Source organism: Xylocopilactobacillus apicola (assembly GCF_033095985.1).
Lineage (GTDB): Bacteria > Bacillota > Bacilli > Lactobacillales > Lactobacillaceae > Xylocopilactobacillus > Xylocopilactobacillus apicola.
On record NZ_AP026802.1, the window covers coordinates 1600457 to 1616787 of the forward strand.

Genomic DNA, 16331 nt, shown 5'->3' on the forward strand with positions numbered 1-16331 from the left:
AATTACTTCAAGCAATGAAAGACTCCGATACCTATTTACCTTGAAGCTATTAGTTTATTTAGCTTTATTAATGGCTTGAAAGCTCACTTTTTTTTGAATCCTAATTTGTTTTAAACATTCACGCCAAATCAATTAAAGTCCAAAAAAAATAGAGCTTAGATCAAGCTCTTTCTAAATATTCATATAGTTCTTCTGTCGTAAGATTCTTTTTCTTTTCACCGGCAAAATCTGCTTCAATCTTCCCTTCCTTCAAAACCAGGAGGCGATTTCCGTATTTAATCGCATCTTCTAATTGATGGGTAATCATTAAGGCTGTCAGATGATCTTCCACAATGTGTTGATCAGTGGCTGCCATTAACGAAGCTGAAGTATGAGGATCAAGTGCGGCTGTATGCTCATCAAGTAAAATCACATCCGGACGTTTAATTACCGCCATCAGAAAACTTAGCGCCTGACGCTGACCACCTGACAGCGAACCCGTTGCGGTATTAAGTCGATCTTCTAAGCCATTATTCATCGTTTTAGCAAGGGTATGAAATTCTTGCAAGTGAGATTTGAGATTACGCGGCTTTAAAAAGCGATTTTCTCCTCGTTTTAAGGCCAAAAGTAAATTTTCAGCAACTGTCATTCGGGGTGCGGTTCCCATTTTCGGATCCTGAAATACACGGCTAAGAAATTCGGGATGAGCTTCTTCGGACAACTTAGTTATGTCTTTGCCTTGGTGAAGTACTTGACCAGAGCTAACTGGGATCAAGCCGCTGATAACATTAAAGAGCGTTGACTTACCAGCCCCGTTAGTGCCGACAATCGTAATGAAATCACCTTCATTAATTTCAAGATTAATCTGATTTAGAATTGTCAGTTCGTGAGAAGTTCCTTGATTGACTACAGTTGAGACATTTTTTAACGTTAAAATCGGCTTACTCATGACGTGTTACCCCTTTTACAATTGTATTTTTAACTCTTAGATGTTTTTCTAACTGTGGAAGCAGCATACAAAGCGCTAAAACGATTGATGATAGTAAGTTTAGATCGTCAGCCTTAAATCCGAGCTGAAGTACAACTAATAACAGCAAGCGATAAATAATGCTCCCGAGCGCCACTGCCACTAAACGCTGCGGCAAGGTTAATTCGCCAAATAATACTTCACCAATAATAATCGACGCCAGCGCAATTACGATTGTGCCAATTCCCATGTTGATATCTGCGTATCCGTTGCTTTGAGCGATCAATGCGCCGCATACCCCAACAATTCCGTTTGAGATCATCAGTCCCATAATTACCATTCGATCAGTCTTAATTCCTAGCGACTTAGCCATTTGACGATTGTCACCAGTTGCGATAAAAGCTTGCCCCCAGTCAGTATTCAGAACGAAAATCATCACGATTGTAAAAATAAAGATGACAACCATTCCAACCAAAACACTGTCAAAATATTGCGGTAAACTGCTTAGAAATTTACTGCTAAAAAGAGTTTTTTGATTCAAAAGAGAGATATTGGATTTGCCCATAATCCTGAGATTGATCGAATATGCAGCAGTCATCACCAAGATCCCCGCCAGCAAGCTTGGAATCTTGCCTTTAGTGTATAAAAGACCCGTGATTAAACCAGCAACAACGCCCACTCCGCAAGCCATCATGGTCGCCAAAAGTGGATTAACCCCGTGAGTAATTGCAGTTACAGCTGTTGCTGCTCCAAGCGGAAACGTTCCTTCCACCGTCATATCAGCAAAATTTAAAATTCTAAATGTTAAGTAAAGTCCGAGACCTAATAATGCCCATAAAAGCCCTTGTCCAATAGCAGAAACTACTAAATTCATTATTTAAATACCTTCCCTTCCTTAGTTGCTTCCTGTAAGAAGCGTGTTGGCACTTTTAAGCCTAATTTTTGTGCTTGTTTCAAATTTAAAACTGCTTCGCCGTGCTTAACGTATCTAATTGCGGTCGTTGCCGGTTTATTCTTGCCTTTCAAAATTGATGCTGTGAGATGTCCGCCAAGTAACCCTAACTTAAATTGATTAATCCCATAAGCTGCCACTCCGCCTTGCTTGACCATTGTGTCAACAGCTGGAAAAATCGGCTTATTCACTGCATCTGCATTTTTTACTAGCGTCTGCATCGCTCCTGCGATAACGTTATCTTGAGGAACCATCACTGCATCAACTTTTTGTAGCATCTCTTGGGAGACTTGGTTCAAATCATTGCTATTAGAGATTGAATAAACTTTGATTGGTACTTTTTGTTCGGCCGCGATTTTAACAATTTGCTTATATTCTGCCGTCGCTGAACTATCACTAGATGTGTAAATTACCCCTAAAGTTTTCAAATCAGGCATGAATTCTTTGATCAATTTCAGCTGATCTTTAATCGGCGACATGTTGGACACGCCGGTGATGTTTGAACCTGGGTGTTCATAATTCGTCACAAGACCTGCTGATTTCGGATCAGTTACCGCCCCCATTACAACGGGAATCTTTTTAGTTAAATTTGCTAAGGATTGTGAAGCTGGAGTGGTAATCCCGAACAAAACATCCGATTTTTCATCAACTAACTTAGCAGCCATCGTCTTTAAATTACTTTGATCACCTTGGGCATTTTGATAATCAATCAAAACATTTTTCCCATTGACGTAGCCTTCTTCTTTCATTCCTTTAGTGAATCCTTCTTGAATCTGATCTAACGCCGGATGATGCATTAATGTCAAAACTCCGACTCGCGCCATTGATTGAGATTTTGAATTCTCGCCGCTTTCGTTAAAAAAAGCAATTCCTAAAAAAATAACTAAAGCGCTAATTACAGCTAACATTCTTTTCATTTTTTCCTCACCTTTCATTAAATAAAAAAGGAGCCTCCTAAAAGGCTCCCATTGTTGAACAAAAGAAAAAGCCTGCAGGGTATGATCCATGCAGACTTTATTTTTTGAGTATTAGCCGGCACGAATACGATCTGATAAATCAGGTCGCATCCATGACGGAATTAACCTGAAATTACCGGCTTTGCCAACGAATATTTAAATTCAATTTCAAGTTAATCATTTCGATACTCCTTCTGTTCTTCTAAGTTAACATTTATTTTAGCAAGTATCCATTTCAATGTCAACTAAAATTTACTCTAAATAAAGTTTTTGCAGTTTTTCAATCTTCGAGGAATCAAAATTCAAAGCTTGCTCTGCGTAATTTAAAATATCCCCGTATTGCTTAATTATCGTGTCTTGAGCACATTTTAGATAACTTGCTTCAACGTTAGCAGTGACAAGAACGGCTTCTAAAGCCTTGCCCTCGTATCCTTCTTTTTTCATCCGGGCGATAATTCGATCATTTTCAGGCTTGCGATCAACGTTTGTCTGCATGTAATCTTTCATCACTTCTTCATCATCAACGTCAAGCAACCAGAGAAATATTGCAGCAGCAATTCCTGTCCGATCTTTACCAGAGTAACAATGAAATAGAGTAGAGCCCGTTTTATTCTCCAAAAGTAATTCTAAAAATTCTCCGAAGTGTTTTTGCGCTTGCGGATTTAGAACGATCTCTTGATACATATCTTCCATTTCTTTGGTAACAACATCTGGATCATTTGTATCAGCTGCAGCGTGGAACCCAAGTCCCCTATTTTTATTCATTTCTAAAATATCAAGATTAATATTTTTAACTCCCGGCAATTGGTCGTCGGGTTCTTTTTCAATTTCAGAACGTTTTCTTAAATCAATTACTTGTTTTAACTGGTAGTCGTTGACTAATTGATCTTTCATCAACTGGTCGAGATCAACTAATTTACCAGAACGTAAGACGCGCTTTGGCTTTACTTTTAGCCCTTGTTTATTTGGAATTCCACCTAAATCTCGAAAATTAACTAATTCCACTTTAAATTCTCCGTTTTATCAAATTATTGCCGCTCAAAGCAACCGTTTTCTATTATACTTTGATTTCCAGACGTCCAACGAAACTCATCGTAAAAAGTGTTTCAGTCAAAGAACCATTTAATAAGCCGTAATTTGGATCACAGTCAAAAATCATCGGATATTTGTTTGAAAGATCAGCAATAATCTATCAATTATTTTTTTATTTTGGTCTAGAATTTTGTTAAAAAATCAAAAACACTTTTTCTATTTTTGAGTTTGGTAACCTGAACTCATCGTTGCTTTGCCGATGACCTTGCTCGTGATATTTTTGGTATTCCCTAAAGATGAAAGGATAATTTCCCTCATTTTTCGCCTCCACTATTGGTTTTGACATCAATATAGTTGACGTGCATTACCTGATCATTATTTGCCCCACCTGCGCTGATGTTCTCAGTTTCAAATTCTTTTAGCGTTTTGGGATAATTGCTGAGGACGTATTTTTGCGTGTTATACGAAAACAAAAAATGATCGCAAGAAAAATCACGAGGTGTTCTTTAGAACGAATCTGAACTTTAAGCTGGATCTTTAAATAGCTCATGTTAGTAACTCCGCAGGGGAATTTTTTGGAAGATTGTGAGAATAATTGGTGAAGCCGGAAGTAAAAAAAGGAATGTCTGCCTTTAATCATTTAATATGATTCCTTATTTGCCATTTATTATTCTGACTTCTTGACCATTTTTTTCAGCTTCCTTCTTGAATTCCTCGATCTCTTTTTCACCTTCAATTGTAAAAGTATCTCCTGGTTTTGGATTCTTTATCTTCTCTTCTGTACTGCGTGGCGGTTGAAGAATTTTAAATCCGATAAAAATTCCGATAATTAAAACTACTGATGCGATGAAACTAATAATAATTTTTTTCTTTTTCATTTTGTCCTCCAAAACTTTATTTAATCAAATCGACAACGTTCTTTTGGGCTGCGTTCTTCGACGGAATATAACTAAACACTACCCCGACTAACATCGAGATCCCCATTGCCAGCGCCGCCACAAAAGGGTCGAACGTGAAGTCGATCTTCATGACTCGACTACTCATAAAGGCAAACAATTCGCCAAAGAGATAACCTACAAATCCGCCAAACAAAGTTAAAATCAAGCCTTCTAGCAGAAACTGACTCTGAATTTCTTTGCCTGTTGCCCCAAGCGCCCTTCGAATTCCAATTTCTTTGACCCGCTCGGAAATTGAGGTGTAAACCATATTCATTACACCCACTCCTGAGATAAAAAGGGAAATTCCTGCAATTAATGAGACAATCCAAGTTAACATTCGGAGATTAGAACTAATAGCGTCAGTCATAGAGGCGTTATTAGAAAAATCGTATTTTCCAAGGTTCTTCATACTTCCATATCTGCTCAACTTTTTCACGACATCACCTGCAACGGTCGTGATATTCTCTTCACTGGGAACCATAATCTGAATATTTTTCTGATTGGCGCCCGGGAAAAAATGATTGTAGGTTGCGTTATTCATTTCAATTTGGGTCATTGTCGTAAAATCAGACGGAAATACTCCCTGAATCAGAAAAGATTCATTAGAAATCTCCAGGGTTTTCCCGACAACTTCACTGGTTTTCAAATTAGGAAACTGTTCTTTTGCCAAGCGCTCCGATACAGTCACAACTTTATTGCCCAAATCGGCAGTACTAAGATTCTTTCCGAACTGGACTGTCTCACCGGCGCCCGTAACGAGCCTAATTTGCTTACCTTGACCACCAACTGATTGATTACGGTAAACCCGATCAGGCTTTTCAACCGCATACTTAACTGCACTAACCCCTTTTACACTGCGGACCAAATCTAAATCATACTGGTTGAAATAAATAAAACTACTCTTGGCAAAGTTATCGCTATCTTCGGGCGAAAATTTAATTGCAATCTGATTATTCTTGATGTCATCGCTATCAAGCAGTTGCTTAACCGAATACTTTTCGTAGCCTCGACCGACGGTAACAATCGTAATCACCGCGGCAATTCCCACAATAATTCCAATGACGGTTAGAAAACTGCGCCGTTTATTTTTGAGGATCGCTTTGATCGCCGTTTCGATGCTAATTGATAATCTCATCCAATCACCTGCCCGTCTTTAACTTCAACGACTCGTTTACAATATCTTGCTGCTTCTGGGTCATGAGTTACCATCAAGATTGTGACATCATGTAAGTTATTCAATTCTTGAAAAAGCGTCATGATCTCATCAGACGTTTTACTATCAAGTGCACCAGTTGGTTCATCAGCAACAATGAATTTGGGCTTATTAGCTAATGCTCTCGCAATTGCTACTCTCTGCTTCTGTCCGCCTGACAGCTGACTTGGCAACTGATCTTTCTTTGAAAGCAACCCGACTTTGTCCAGCTGTTCTAAGACAATTGGCTTAGCACAGCGATGCGTGGCTCCCCGATACAGTAGCGGTAGTTCTACATTTTCATAAATCGTATCGGTTTCAATTAAGTTAAATGACTGAAATACAAAACCGACATTTCGATTCCTCATCGTTGAAAGATCATTGTCTTTGAACTCTTTCACGTCTTCATCTGAGAAGTAATATTCACCTTCAAAGGCTCGATCAAGAAAACTGATAATGTTAATTAATGTCGACTTCCCTGAACCGCTTGGTCCCATGATTGCTGTGAACTCTTTTTCTTCGATGTTGAGATTGATATCTTTTAAGACATAGAGAGGAGTTTCATCATCATTTAAGATGTAAGATTTACTAATGTTATTCATCTTAATCATAAGCTAGTCCGCATCTTTATAGTTCTTCACGATTGACTCGTCGTTCTTTAACCCTTTAGTGACGACAAAGTAGTTGTCTTTCTTGGTTCCTTGAATTTCTTTCTTTGTATACTTCGAACCATTTGCTTTATAGACAAAGAACTTCTTGTCTTCTTCCTTCACCGCTGAGTTTGGAATCTTAATTTCTTTGAGCGGTACCGTCACTTGGACATGACTGCCGTTTTTAAGTTCAGTCTCAGGCTTAATCTGAGCCGTATAAGTAGAAATCTTACTTGTGGTATTATCAGGACGAGTTGCGATCCTGGTGATTGTTCCTTTAATCTTAGTTCCTGAATCAACGGGAGCAAGTTTTACTTCCTGATCTTGATTGAGATGACTCAAGTCATATTCACTGACTGAAATCACGACGCTCGCATCATTACTGCTAATCTCAGCCAACGGTTTCATGACCTCGCTACTGCTTGTCGGCACTGTCAACACTCCATCAAACTGCGCATAAACCTTATTAGGAGCAGCATCACGCATCTTTGTAATTTGTTTATTAAGCTGGTTAACTTCATTGGTTAAAGCTGTAATTTTAGCTGAGTTGTTTTGCACATCTTTTTTCAGATTATTAATCTCAGCATTTTTCTGACGCACCTTGTTTAGCTTATCTAAAAGGGTGTTGTAATCTTTCAAGATGTAGTAAGTAGCAATTAAATCACCTTGCGCTACTGCCTCACCGTCCTGTTTCTCCAAGTATAAGTTTTCACCGAGGGCTTGATTAAGCGTAATACTTTGCGTCTTTTTCGACTTTGAGATGCCGTTAAAAGTTAATGGAGCACTCTTTTGAACTTGAATGGTTTGGGTGATCTTTTCTGGCATCTTCGCACTAGTTTTGTTGTGATTATTAAAGATCGCTAACATCACTGCAAATGCTGCAATCACTCCAATTATCGTAATTATTAACCAACGTTTTTTCATCATTTACTCCTGTTTCGTTCGTTTAAATAAATATCTATACCTAGTTCTTGGGTGCTTCTTTTTTAAGATCCATATCAAGAAAAGTTTTTAAAATTTCGGTCGGCACTTCTTTTTCTAGCAAGTCCAGATATACACTTCCAGATCCTTTCCTTAAAATAATTGCATCGTAGGGAGATTTGATGTGTTTGTCTTCTTCCAGAATCTTCTTCCCCTCATCTGTACTCACATCCACTGTATATAATTTCTTGCCTATTTTCTGACATTTCGTTGAAAATTTCTTAAGCGCATCATCAGATTTACCTGGAGTTTCAAAAAATACAATTTTTCCATCTGAATCATTATCATCGGATAGCTTTTGATATTCCTCGACCGATATTTTTTCAATTTCAGGAGCTGAATTTTGATTTTTTTTACTGGGTTTTGAACTAGAAATATTACTGGAAAAAGAACTAGAACTTTCATTTTTTTGGCAGCCTGCCAACAGCGTTAAAACTCCTAAAAACAAAACTGTGCCTTTTAAATTGCTAAACATTTCTCTGTAATCCTTTATTTTTTTATGATTTAACTATACCGGCAGGCAAGGATTATTTAACAAATTCCGTGCGAATTACCATCTTCGCTACGTGAATTACAACTTTTGAAATTCGCGCATTACGCAAAATAAAAAAGCCGGGAATTTCCGACTTTTCATTTGGTAAATTATTTCAACTTTTCAATTTCTTCATAGCTTAACTCCGTAAACTTATGAATATCTTGCACGCTCATCTGGTTTGCCAACATTCGCTTGGCTGTCTCCCTAATCGCCTTTGCTCGACCTTCCGCCTTGCCCCGCGCTTCTCCTCTTGCTTCCCCTTCTTCAAGCGCTACTTTCTCTTTCAGTCTCATTTCATGTCTTGCCATTTCAATTGCATCCATCATTTCAAGTTCCTCCTTTTCTATGTTTTGATATCTCACAAATTCATACGAATCTTTTATATAATCGATTGCTCCACTATGAATCTCATCTTGCTCAATCATTGCCACCCAATCGTTAACATTCACCTGACGCTTGCGACCTGGCACCAAAAATTTCCGCTTTTTCAACTCGACAAACGTTGAATCTCCGTACCCATAATCATCATGGACTGAATCGTACGGCGGTGGATAATGCCGAAACCCATCCTCGTCTGGAAATAAGTTGAAGCCTAGGACATTAAGGGAATAAGTCTCTCCCATCGAACTAAACGGTCGATTTTTACTTACCATTTGAGCTTGATTCGAATAACCAGCCAGATAAGCGTGCGCCAAGTACGAGTAACTTCGCTCGAAAAAATCTGGATCTGGTCTCATTTACATTTCCATTGTCACAATAATTCTATCAAAAATCATAAAGCGGAAATCCAATTCCGTCAATAGTAGGAACTGCTCTCGCCCCTTCTCGTATGCATTCTGATAATTATCGATACTGTATGGGGTCAGCAAAATAATATCTTTACCTTCACATTTGATACCTAAAAATCATTGCTCATACCAGCTACAATTGAGCGATTCTGCGCACTTCCAAGCAGTTTTTTCATCATCAGATCGTTGTGAAATGGAACTCTCTTACGTCTATTCATTGATCCTCCTTTGCATGAGGTCTTTTGACCTCATAGATAATTTACGCAAAATTTTCGAAAATCATGAATTTTTTTGAGAAAAAACTTAGCCTTCCTTAAACTTCTCTAAGATTGGTTTAAACTTGTTGATTTGAAAGCGGGAGCACGAAATGGTAAAACCATTCGTCATCGTAATCATTTCTTCTTTCGTCGAACATGCAACGACCTCCTTTAAGTTCACCAACATGTCACGCCGACAGCGGATAAAATAATTGGGCAGTTCAGCTTCAAACTGTCCGAGTGAACCATTGCAACTGAAAACTTGGTGTTTAGAAACCACTTCCAGCTTGTGATTCCCGACCACTTCTAAGACAATCAGATCCGAAATCGAAACATATTTATCGCCTCGATCCGATGAAAATTTGATTTCTTGTTCGTGCTGCTTGACGCTATTTTGAGTTCGCTCACAAATCGTATCGATCGTGGAATTGATCTTAGATTTCAGAAGTTCTGGATCCGCTGTTTTGACAATATAATTCAAAGCCCCGATCTTATATTCAAAGATCAGCATGCCAAATTCCAGATGGGACGTAATGAAAATAATAAAACCGCTAGGGTCACTCTCCCTAATTTTGAGCGCCAGATTTAACCCGTCATACTGCTCATTAGCCAAATCAATATCCAAAAAATAGACATTTATCTCCTGAGAATTAAATCTTTCCAGCAATTCTGAAGGATTAGTGGTTGCAAGTACTAATTCCATGGGAGTTTCTTCGAAAGCAATTTTATTTTCAATAATTTGCGTAATTGCCTGGAGATGGACTTCCTGATCGTCGCAAACATATATTTTCAACATTTCCAGCCTCTTTATTTCTTGATAAAAACCTTTTGCGTGAAAGTATAGTTGGAGCAAGTAGTTTCAAGATCCAAATGATCGGAACTGCGGACAATATCTCTTAAGTTCTGCAACCCAAACCCTCGATTTGCCCCTTTACTTGATTCCCCAATCTTTAAATTAATATTTGGCTCAACACAAGAATTAGCCACCATAATTAAGATCTGTTGCTGCTCATCCAGCAGCATCATCTCTATTTTGGGGTGATCCTGCTCGGCACAAGCTTCAATAGCATTATCTAAAATTATCCCAAGGATCCGAGATAGATCAAACGGATCAACTTTATTAATCTCAATTTTCTCGCTACATTTAATTTTCACATCAATTCCTGCTTGGACGGCTTCAATTATTTTGGTCGACAATAACCCTTTAACAGCGGGCAAATTAATTCCCTTAAGTTGATTCAAAGTACCGGATTTAATCTGAACCTCACTATGGATGAGCTGATTTTTTACCAAGAAATCCTCCAGCCCTTCGACATCAACTCCATCTTTACTCATAAATCCTCTAATCCCAAGCAGGATATTTTTATAGTCATGCTGATTTTTCTGAATTTCCAACTGCATCTTCTCTAAGGTATCGATGTAGCTTTCCATCAGCAATTTCTCCGCCGCCAGTTGCGCCTGATTACGATTGCGCTTCACCTCATAGTTTACATAGATGCCGCCTACAAAAATAAAGATCACCAAGAGAACGAAGACTTGGTTGCCAATTTGAACTTTTTGACTAATATTGGCGGGAGTGATTTTTGGCATCTCAACTTTATTTTTTGGTGCGTCGACTCTATAATAAATCGGTCCCTCCATTCTCAAAAGTTCAGCATTTTGCCAAATAAAATATGATCCTAAAAACGCTGCGAGGACGACCGTTATCAAAATGGTTTTCCGCTTGGAATTAAATAAAACCGAAATTGATTTTTTGAATTTTACTCTCAACATTAGCGTCAGAAAAATCTGAAAAATCAAATTAATTCCTTTGACATAAGAAGATAGTCCTAAAGGGACAAACGGAATTCCTAAAATAATTGTCATCAAGATATTTTCCAACATAAAAAACAAAAGCATCGGCAGGAAATTTCGTGTTTTGGGTAAGAAAATTAGATAAAAAATTCCAATTACCAGAGCAGTAATCAAAAAATAATGGTCGCTCGTCGATATCATAAATGAATCGCTTGCTTTTATAGAAGCAAAGTAAAACACAACGCTTACCAATAAGTCGATTAAAAGAATGGCAATTTTGTTTTTCCAGCTAAATAGGCGATCGAAGTACAAAAACATATTTAGCATTAATGTAAGCGACAAAAATATAATGGAGATTATGAAATCATTAATCAAAGCGAAGATCCTTTTTTTAACTAGTTTATCATAACTAGAAAATGTCCGTTTCTTGTTAATAAAAATTCTTGAGTACGAAACTAATACCAGTCATTTCTTTATCAGATAAAGTTGCAATAACATTATTGTCAGAGCGCATAAAGGGATCTGTAAATGTTTCAATCGAAATTCTAACTTCCCAGGTCCTCACCCCATTCTTTTTCTGGTGTATCAATGCTTCCGTACTCTTTTTCTTGCTCTCTAACAACGTCCCAAAGGTTATAATTTTTGGATAAATTACAATTTTACCGTGTTGTTCAACTTCCCATTCAATCGAATCATTAGACTGTATGTTTAAAATATTTCTAATTGTAACTTGGTTTTTGCTGGTAATTTTTGAAGCAATTCTCAGTGAAGTTTTTTTGTTCATCGGTTTTGTTCAGTAATATAGAAAACATATTCAATATTAAAGCAAGTGGTAGAATTATGATGTTAGCGATCCTTTTTGAATTTAGTTTAAGATCAATTTTGTTTTACAAAAAAATGTTGCTGAGGCCATCAGATAGTGGACTGAGAAGTTGCAAGAAGACAGATCTCGGCTTAAATTATTACAACTTTAAACATAATCTCCGGTTTATCAAGCCACAATAGATTCATCATTTTCAAATTTTATTTAACGTTTTACGAAATTTTCGCGTAATTTATTACCTAGGGGTTGAGGCCACTATAATAAACCAAGGGAGTTTCATCAATGAAACAAAGATTATTGCCCAAGAATGATAAAATTTTTAAGATCATTTTTGGGCGCAAGGAAAATTCCTGGATTTTTAAGGAATTCGTTCATGACTTGATTGGGATTGAGGTGAACGAGGTTACATATCTCGATCCAACCAAGATTTTTTCCATTCGTCATTCAAAAGAAGAAGAGGTCAAGAAAAAAACTGCACCTAAGACTCGAATAGTTGATATTCTAATGGAAATAAATAATCAGACAATGTTGACTTTGGAGATGCAAGTGCGCAAGACGAACTATTTTCTAGAGCGGATCATGCTATACATCTTCTCTTTGTTACCGTTATAATTACGGTAACAAAGAGAAGATGCGGGAGCCTAACAACAAGTATAGTGGGCTCGAGCCTGCAATTCAGATCTGTATTTTGGATTATAATGAATTTGATGATGACAAAGCGATTCATCAATTTCATCTAACTGGTGAAGATGCGGTTGACGGGGTGAAACGACTCATTACAATTGTGACGTTCGAGTTGCATAAACCGATTATCAATGTCGAAGATCCCGTTAGTAGAGATAATCTAGAAGCTATGAGGAGTATCTATATTGATGGAGTGCTTGACAGTGATGCTCCGAAGTATGTCCAGGCAGTTTATAATAAATCAAATTATTACAATTTAACGAAGGAGGATCAATTAGAAGTGGATGCAATAGAAAGCGCAATTGACCAAAGAGAAGCAGAGCTTAGTTATGCCAAAATCGAGGGTAAGAACGAAGAAAAATTTGAAGTCGCTCAGAGTTTACTCGCGCAAGGAATCGATCTTAATATAATTATTAAAGCGACAAAACTTAGTGCCGAAGAGATTGAGAAATTGAAATAGTTGGCAATCAGTCGTAAACAAAAAATTCAGTTCAATTAAGAGCTGAATTTTTTTCGTTTATACTAATAATTTTTTGGATTACTGGCGTGCACAGCGAATACGGAACTAGACAATCTCCTATCTGTAAATACATTTTAAGCAGTGCTGATCATGATCCATGTGAGAAAAACAGTACAATTATAAACGATAATTTTGAAGACGACGATTTGGATGCTAATTCTTCTAGAAGATGATTTAACAGTGTGTAATAATCCTTATTTCCGTTGAGAAACTGCGACTGATATGCTTCCAAGCAACAAAATTCCCAAACAAATTATGGTAACCATACCAAACGGCGGCACGAGTCTTACCGCTGATAATCCGACCGAATTCATTAATAGCGAACCTAACGGTGACCCAATCAGCACTCCAAAAGTGATCCCAATTAGTTGACCTAAAACAATAACTGATAAAAATCGATATAAGAGAATATGTCTAATTCGGAAATTGGAATAACCAATCATTTTCAAGGTATTAAATTCCTTGACCTCTTGAATCAACGTTAATTTAACCAGCATTGACAGAAGCATACATGTTAGCACAATCGTAATTATTAAGATAAAAAGTAACATCGCCTGCAATATTAAGCGCACGTAATTGATCCCAGAAATATAAGTTGCCCGACCGTTTTGAACATTAACGTTATCGACGTTGTCAAACTTCTTAATCAGTTTATTAATTTTAGCTTCATCATATTTTTTAAAATTTATGACCACTTGGCTTGGAGAAAAATTAGAATTCAGTCTTTGAAAACCGCTAATCGACATTTTTGCCGACAATCCATTGTTATTGATACTCTGATAAAAGCCAGTAATTTGATACTTTTTCTTCACTCCTCGGTATTTGAGCTCAATTTGCGCACCAACTTTTTTGTGCAAACTCTGCGCCATTTTCTTGGTTAATAAGATTTCATTTTGATTTGTTGGATAAGACCCCTGCAGCAATTTCGTTGATTTATTAAAATGTTCGAGTATATCTACTGTTGTTTTTTGACCATTTATATTAACCATCATCTGATCGGCTTTAGAAACATAGGTAGGGTGTGTACCTTTAGAAATTTGAGTTGCCACATTGGATAATTGAGCTGAACTATTTTTTGCTAGCAAAACAAGATCCCCGTCAGGCGCCCCTAACACGCTAAGTGCTCCGCTCGTACTATTAAAAAGACTTGCAAAGCCCAGAATAACTACCATTAAAAACGTCAAAAGACTCACAATCGAAAATAAAGTTCCAGTTTTTTTAAATTGACCAATGAATTTGTTGACTCCAAGCGTAAAGTTCAATCGCTTTGGTGAAATTGTCGCTAATTTAAAGTGAAAATTTTTGTGACTCTCAGTAGACTGCTGCATGATTTGAATAATTGGACCAACCCTTAATGCCTTTAAAAAACCAATTACGCAAACAATAATTAAAGCAGCTGCAATCAGTAAACCTATAGTTATGGTGCTAAATAACTCATTTTGACCACCCCAGGAAACTCCAGTGACGTTTGACAAATAGCCGCTTAGAAATACGTAGCTGAAATACCCGATTACAATACCAATTATTGTCCCCGTTAAAATAATAGAAACTGATTTAACTAAATAATTTAAAATTACCTTCAATCGAGTAAAACCTTGTGATAGAAGAATCGACATTTCGAGTTTATTATCGTCAATTGTAACTGTTATCAAATACCACAACATAATTAAAATTGAAATTAAGATAAATAAAGATAATGTTAATAGTAAGATGATAAACACTGAGGGAATCAACATTAAGTTTGATTCAATGTTTGCAAAAGAATAGTCAATCGCACTACTAGGTAAATTTCCTAAACTTTTGAGTACTTTTGGTGTCGTCTTTGCAATCTGGTGATGATTTGAAAGATAACCGGAAATTAATTTATACTTTGCCATGCCGTTTTGCGGATAGTGACTGCTAAACGAATTAAATTTGCTGCTACTCACTAGAATCCTTTTTTGACCTGCCAGAGAAGAAGAAAAAATTGGATCGTCAAAAAACCCCTTGATTTTGAATTTTTGGAAACTTTTTCCCGGTTTTAAAGTAATCGTCTGATTGAGCTTTAGACCATAAACCTTTTTTAAACTTTGAGGAATTAATACTTCGTTACCATTTAATTTTTTTAGATCCTCTCTTTTGAAATCTCGATTTGAATTGGGAGAAAAGAAAACGACTTCTTTATCTTTTACTTGATCAACAAAATTTCCTGTGTAGTACTCCTGAACATAAGAAGTCTTGATCTTACTGTTATTGACCAGTTTCTCAGCAAAATTAGATTTATATTGATTATTTTCAACAGCAACCAGAACTTCTGGCTGTTGACTAGCTGAATATGATTCCAATAAAAACTTTTTAGATTCCAAATGTAAATGAATCGCTGTTGAAAACAAGGATGTGAGAATTAAAGTCATCAACAATAAAACAACGGAAAGAAATTTCTTTTCTTTGAAATTACCTTTTAAAATACTCTTATAAAACATTATTACCACCCCTTTTGACTCAAAAAGGCATTAATATCAGAGATATTTTTAGAGTAATCTAAAGTTAAATTCCCTAAGATCTTACCGTCTGAAAGATAAATTATTTGATCGCAGTAAGATGCTGACCTGACATCATGAGTTACCATTAGAACGGTTGTTTTAAGTTCAACGTTGACAAATTTCAGCGTTTCCATTACTTGCTTTCCTGCAGCAGAATTCAAAGCTCCCGTTGGTTCATCGGCAAAAACAATCTCAGGATTATTCATTAAAGCTCTAGCAATTGCTCCCCGTTGTTTTTGACCACCAGAAAGCTGACTTGGATAATGATTTTTTACATTAAGAAGCTGGACTTTATCTAATAAATCGTTTGCCTGTTTTAAGGCATCTGACTTTGATTGTTTTAAATACCCCCGAACTAACAAGTTATCAAGCAGACTCATATCTTCCAATAATCTAAAATCTTGAAAAATAAAGCCCATATTTTTAGCACGAAAAGATGCCAAGTCACGATTAGACATTCGGCTTAATTCATTATCTAAAAGCAAAATCTTGCCACTATCTGGCTGATCCATGCCACTAATACAGTTTAGAAGAGTCGACTTTCCCGCACCTGAATTACCCATTATCGCAATAAATTGACCTTCTTCAACATTCAAAGAAATGCCATTTAAAATTGGTGTCCTACCATATTTTTTGTTAATGTTTTGCGCTTTTAAAATAATTGTCACAATTAAACCTCCGTTTCACTTTCAAATATCCTCAGTTTATAAACAAAAACGGATGGATCGGTTTAACTTACGTCAATTATCAGTTTTATTACG

18 protein-coding genes are annotated in these 16331 nt (G+C 36.8%); 2 read left to right on the forward strand and 16 right to left on the reverse strand.

Translation table 11 applies throughout. The annotated features are described in order from the left end of the window. Positions 1 to 160: 160 nt before the first annotated feature. The 14 genes from R8495_RS07770 to R8495_RS07835 all read right to left on the reverse strand — a co-directional run bounded on the left by R8495_RS07770 (position 161) and on the right by R8495_RS07835 (position 11805). Complete coding sequence (locus tag R8495_RS07770) at positions 161 to 928, reverse strand: ABC transporter ATP-binding protein (protein WP_317634907.1); 768 nt, start codon at positions 926 to 928, stop codon at positions 161 to 163. Continuing rightward, entirely contained in the window at positions 921 to 1820 is a 900-nt protein-coding gene (locus R8495_RS07775; protein ID WP_317634908.1) for an ABC transporter permease, read from the reverse strand. The genes R8495_RS07770 and R8495_RS07775 overlap by 8 nt, the downstream gene beginning before the upstream one ends. Then, on the reverse strand, positions 1820 to 2815 hold the full coding sequence (gene trpX / locus R8495_RS07780) for a tryptophan ABC transporter substrate-binding protein (RefSeq protein ID WP_317634909.1): 996 nt from the start codon (positions 2813 to 2815) through the stop codon (positions 1820 to 1822). The genes R8495_RS07775 and trpX overlap by 1 nt, the downstream gene beginning before the upstream one ends. 291 nt (positions 2816 to 3106) lie before the next feature. Further along, on the reverse strand, positions 3107 to 3859 hold the full coding sequence (locus tag R8495_RS07785; RefSeq protein WP_317634910.1) for a tyrosine-protein phosphatase: 753 nt from the start codon (positions 3857 to 3859) through the stop codon (positions 3107 to 3109). A 341-nt stretch (positions 3860 to 4200) separates the two neighbouring features. Further along, on the reverse strand, positions 4201 to 4359 hold the full coding sequence (locus R8495_RS07790; RefSeq protein ID WP_317634911.1) for a hypothetical protein: 159 nt from the start codon (positions 4357 to 4359) through the stop codon (positions 4201 to 4203). 180 nt (positions 4360 to 4539) lie between these two features. Then, a complete protein-coding gene (locus R8495_RS07795; protein WP_317634912.1) occupies positions 4540 to 4764 on the reverse strand; it encodes a hypothetical protein in 225 nt (74 codons plus the stop codon). A 16-nt stretch (positions 4765 to 4780) separates the two neighbouring features. Further along, positions 4781 to 5959, reverse strand: a complete 1179-nt coding sequence (locus tag R8495_RS07800; protein ID WP_317634913.1) for an ABC transporter permease — start codon at positions 5957 to 5959, stop codon at positions 4781 to 4783. Then, entirely contained in the window at positions 5956 to 6627 is a 672-nt protein-coding gene (locus tag R8495_RS07805) for an ABC transporter ATP-binding protein (protein ID WP_317634914.1), read from the reverse strand. The genes R8495_RS07800 and R8495_RS07805 overlap by 4 nt, the downstream gene beginning before the upstream one ends. A 3-nt stretch (positions 6628 to 6630) precedes the next feature. Beyond that, positions 6631 to 7590 (reverse strand): efflux RND transporter periplasmic adaptor subunit, encoded by a 960-nt coding sequence (locus R8495_RS07810; RefSeq protein ID WP_317634915.1) that lies wholly within the window; start codon positions 7588 to 7590, stop codon positions 6631 to 6633. 40 nt (positions 7591 to 7630) lie between these two features. Further along, positions 7631 to 8122: a hypothetical protein gene (locus R8495_RS07815; RefSeq protein ID WP_317634916.1), complete on the reverse strand. Its 492-nt coding sequence runs from the start codon at positions 8120 to 8122 to the stop codon at positions 7631 to 7633. A gap of 167 nt (positions 8123 to 8289) precedes the next feature. Continuing rightward, positions 8290 to 8919, reverse strand: a complete 630-nt coding sequence (locus R8495_RS07820) for an Rpn family recombination-promoting nuclease/putative transposase (RefSeq protein ID WP_317634917.1) — start codon at positions 8917 to 8919, stop codon at positions 8290 to 8292. A 354-nt stretch (positions 8920 to 9273) separates the two neighbouring features. Next, positions 9274 to 10023, reverse strand: coding sequence for a LytR/AlgR family response regulator transcription factor (locus R8495_RS07825; RefSeq protein ID WP_317634918.1), 750 nt, complete (start codon positions 10021 to 10023; stop codon positions 9274 to 9276). 11 nt (positions 10024 to 10034) lie between these two features. Continuing rightward, positions 10035 to 11093, reverse strand: coding sequence for a sensor histidine kinase (locus R8495_RS07830; protein WP_317634919.1), 1059 nt, complete (start codon positions 11091 to 11093; stop codon positions 10035 to 10037). Positions 11094 to 11451: 358 nt separating this feature from the next. Beyond that, positions 11452 to 11805 carry an AbrB/MazE/SpoVT family DNA-binding domain-containing protein gene (locus R8495_RS07835; protein ID WP_317634920.1) on the reverse strand — a complete coding sequence of 118 codons (354 nt, stop codon included), beginning with the start codon at positions 11803 to 11805 and terminating at the stop codon, positions 11452 to 11454. A 321-nt stretch (positions 11806 to 12126) separates the two neighbouring features. On the opposite strand from R8495_RS07835, the gene R8495_RS07840 reads away from it, so the two are divergent. Next, on the forward strand, positions 12127 to 12456 hold the full coding sequence (locus tag R8495_RS07840) for a PD-(D/E)XK nuclease family transposase (protein WP_317634921.1): 330 nt from the start codon (positions 12127 to 12129) through the stop codon (positions 12454 to 12456). Between the two features lie 76 nt (positions 12457 to 12532). Then, positions 12533 to 12988, forward strand: coding sequence for an RpnC/YadD family protein (locus R8495_RS07845; RefSeq protein WP_317634922.1), 456 nt, complete (start codon positions 12533 to 12535; stop codon positions 12986 to 12988). Between the two features lie 254 nt (positions 12989 to 13242). Here the strand turns inward: R8495_RS07845 and R8495_RS07850 are convergent, their stop codons facing one another. Together R8495_RS07850 and R8495_RS07855 are read right to left on the reverse strand one after the other, a co-directional pair. Then, positions 13243 to 15510, reverse strand: coding sequence for an ABC transporter permease (locus R8495_RS07850; RefSeq protein ID WP_317634923.1), 2268 nt, complete (start codon positions 15508 to 15510; stop codon positions 13243 to 13245). Positions 15511 to 15512: 2 nt separating this feature from the next. Next, on the reverse strand, positions 15513 to 16238 hold the full coding sequence (locus tag R8495_RS07855) for an ABC transporter ATP-binding protein (RefSeq protein WP_317634924.1): 726 nt from the start codon (positions 16236 to 16238) through the stop codon (positions 15513 to 15515). Positions 16239 to 16331 lie beyond the last annotated feature (93 nt).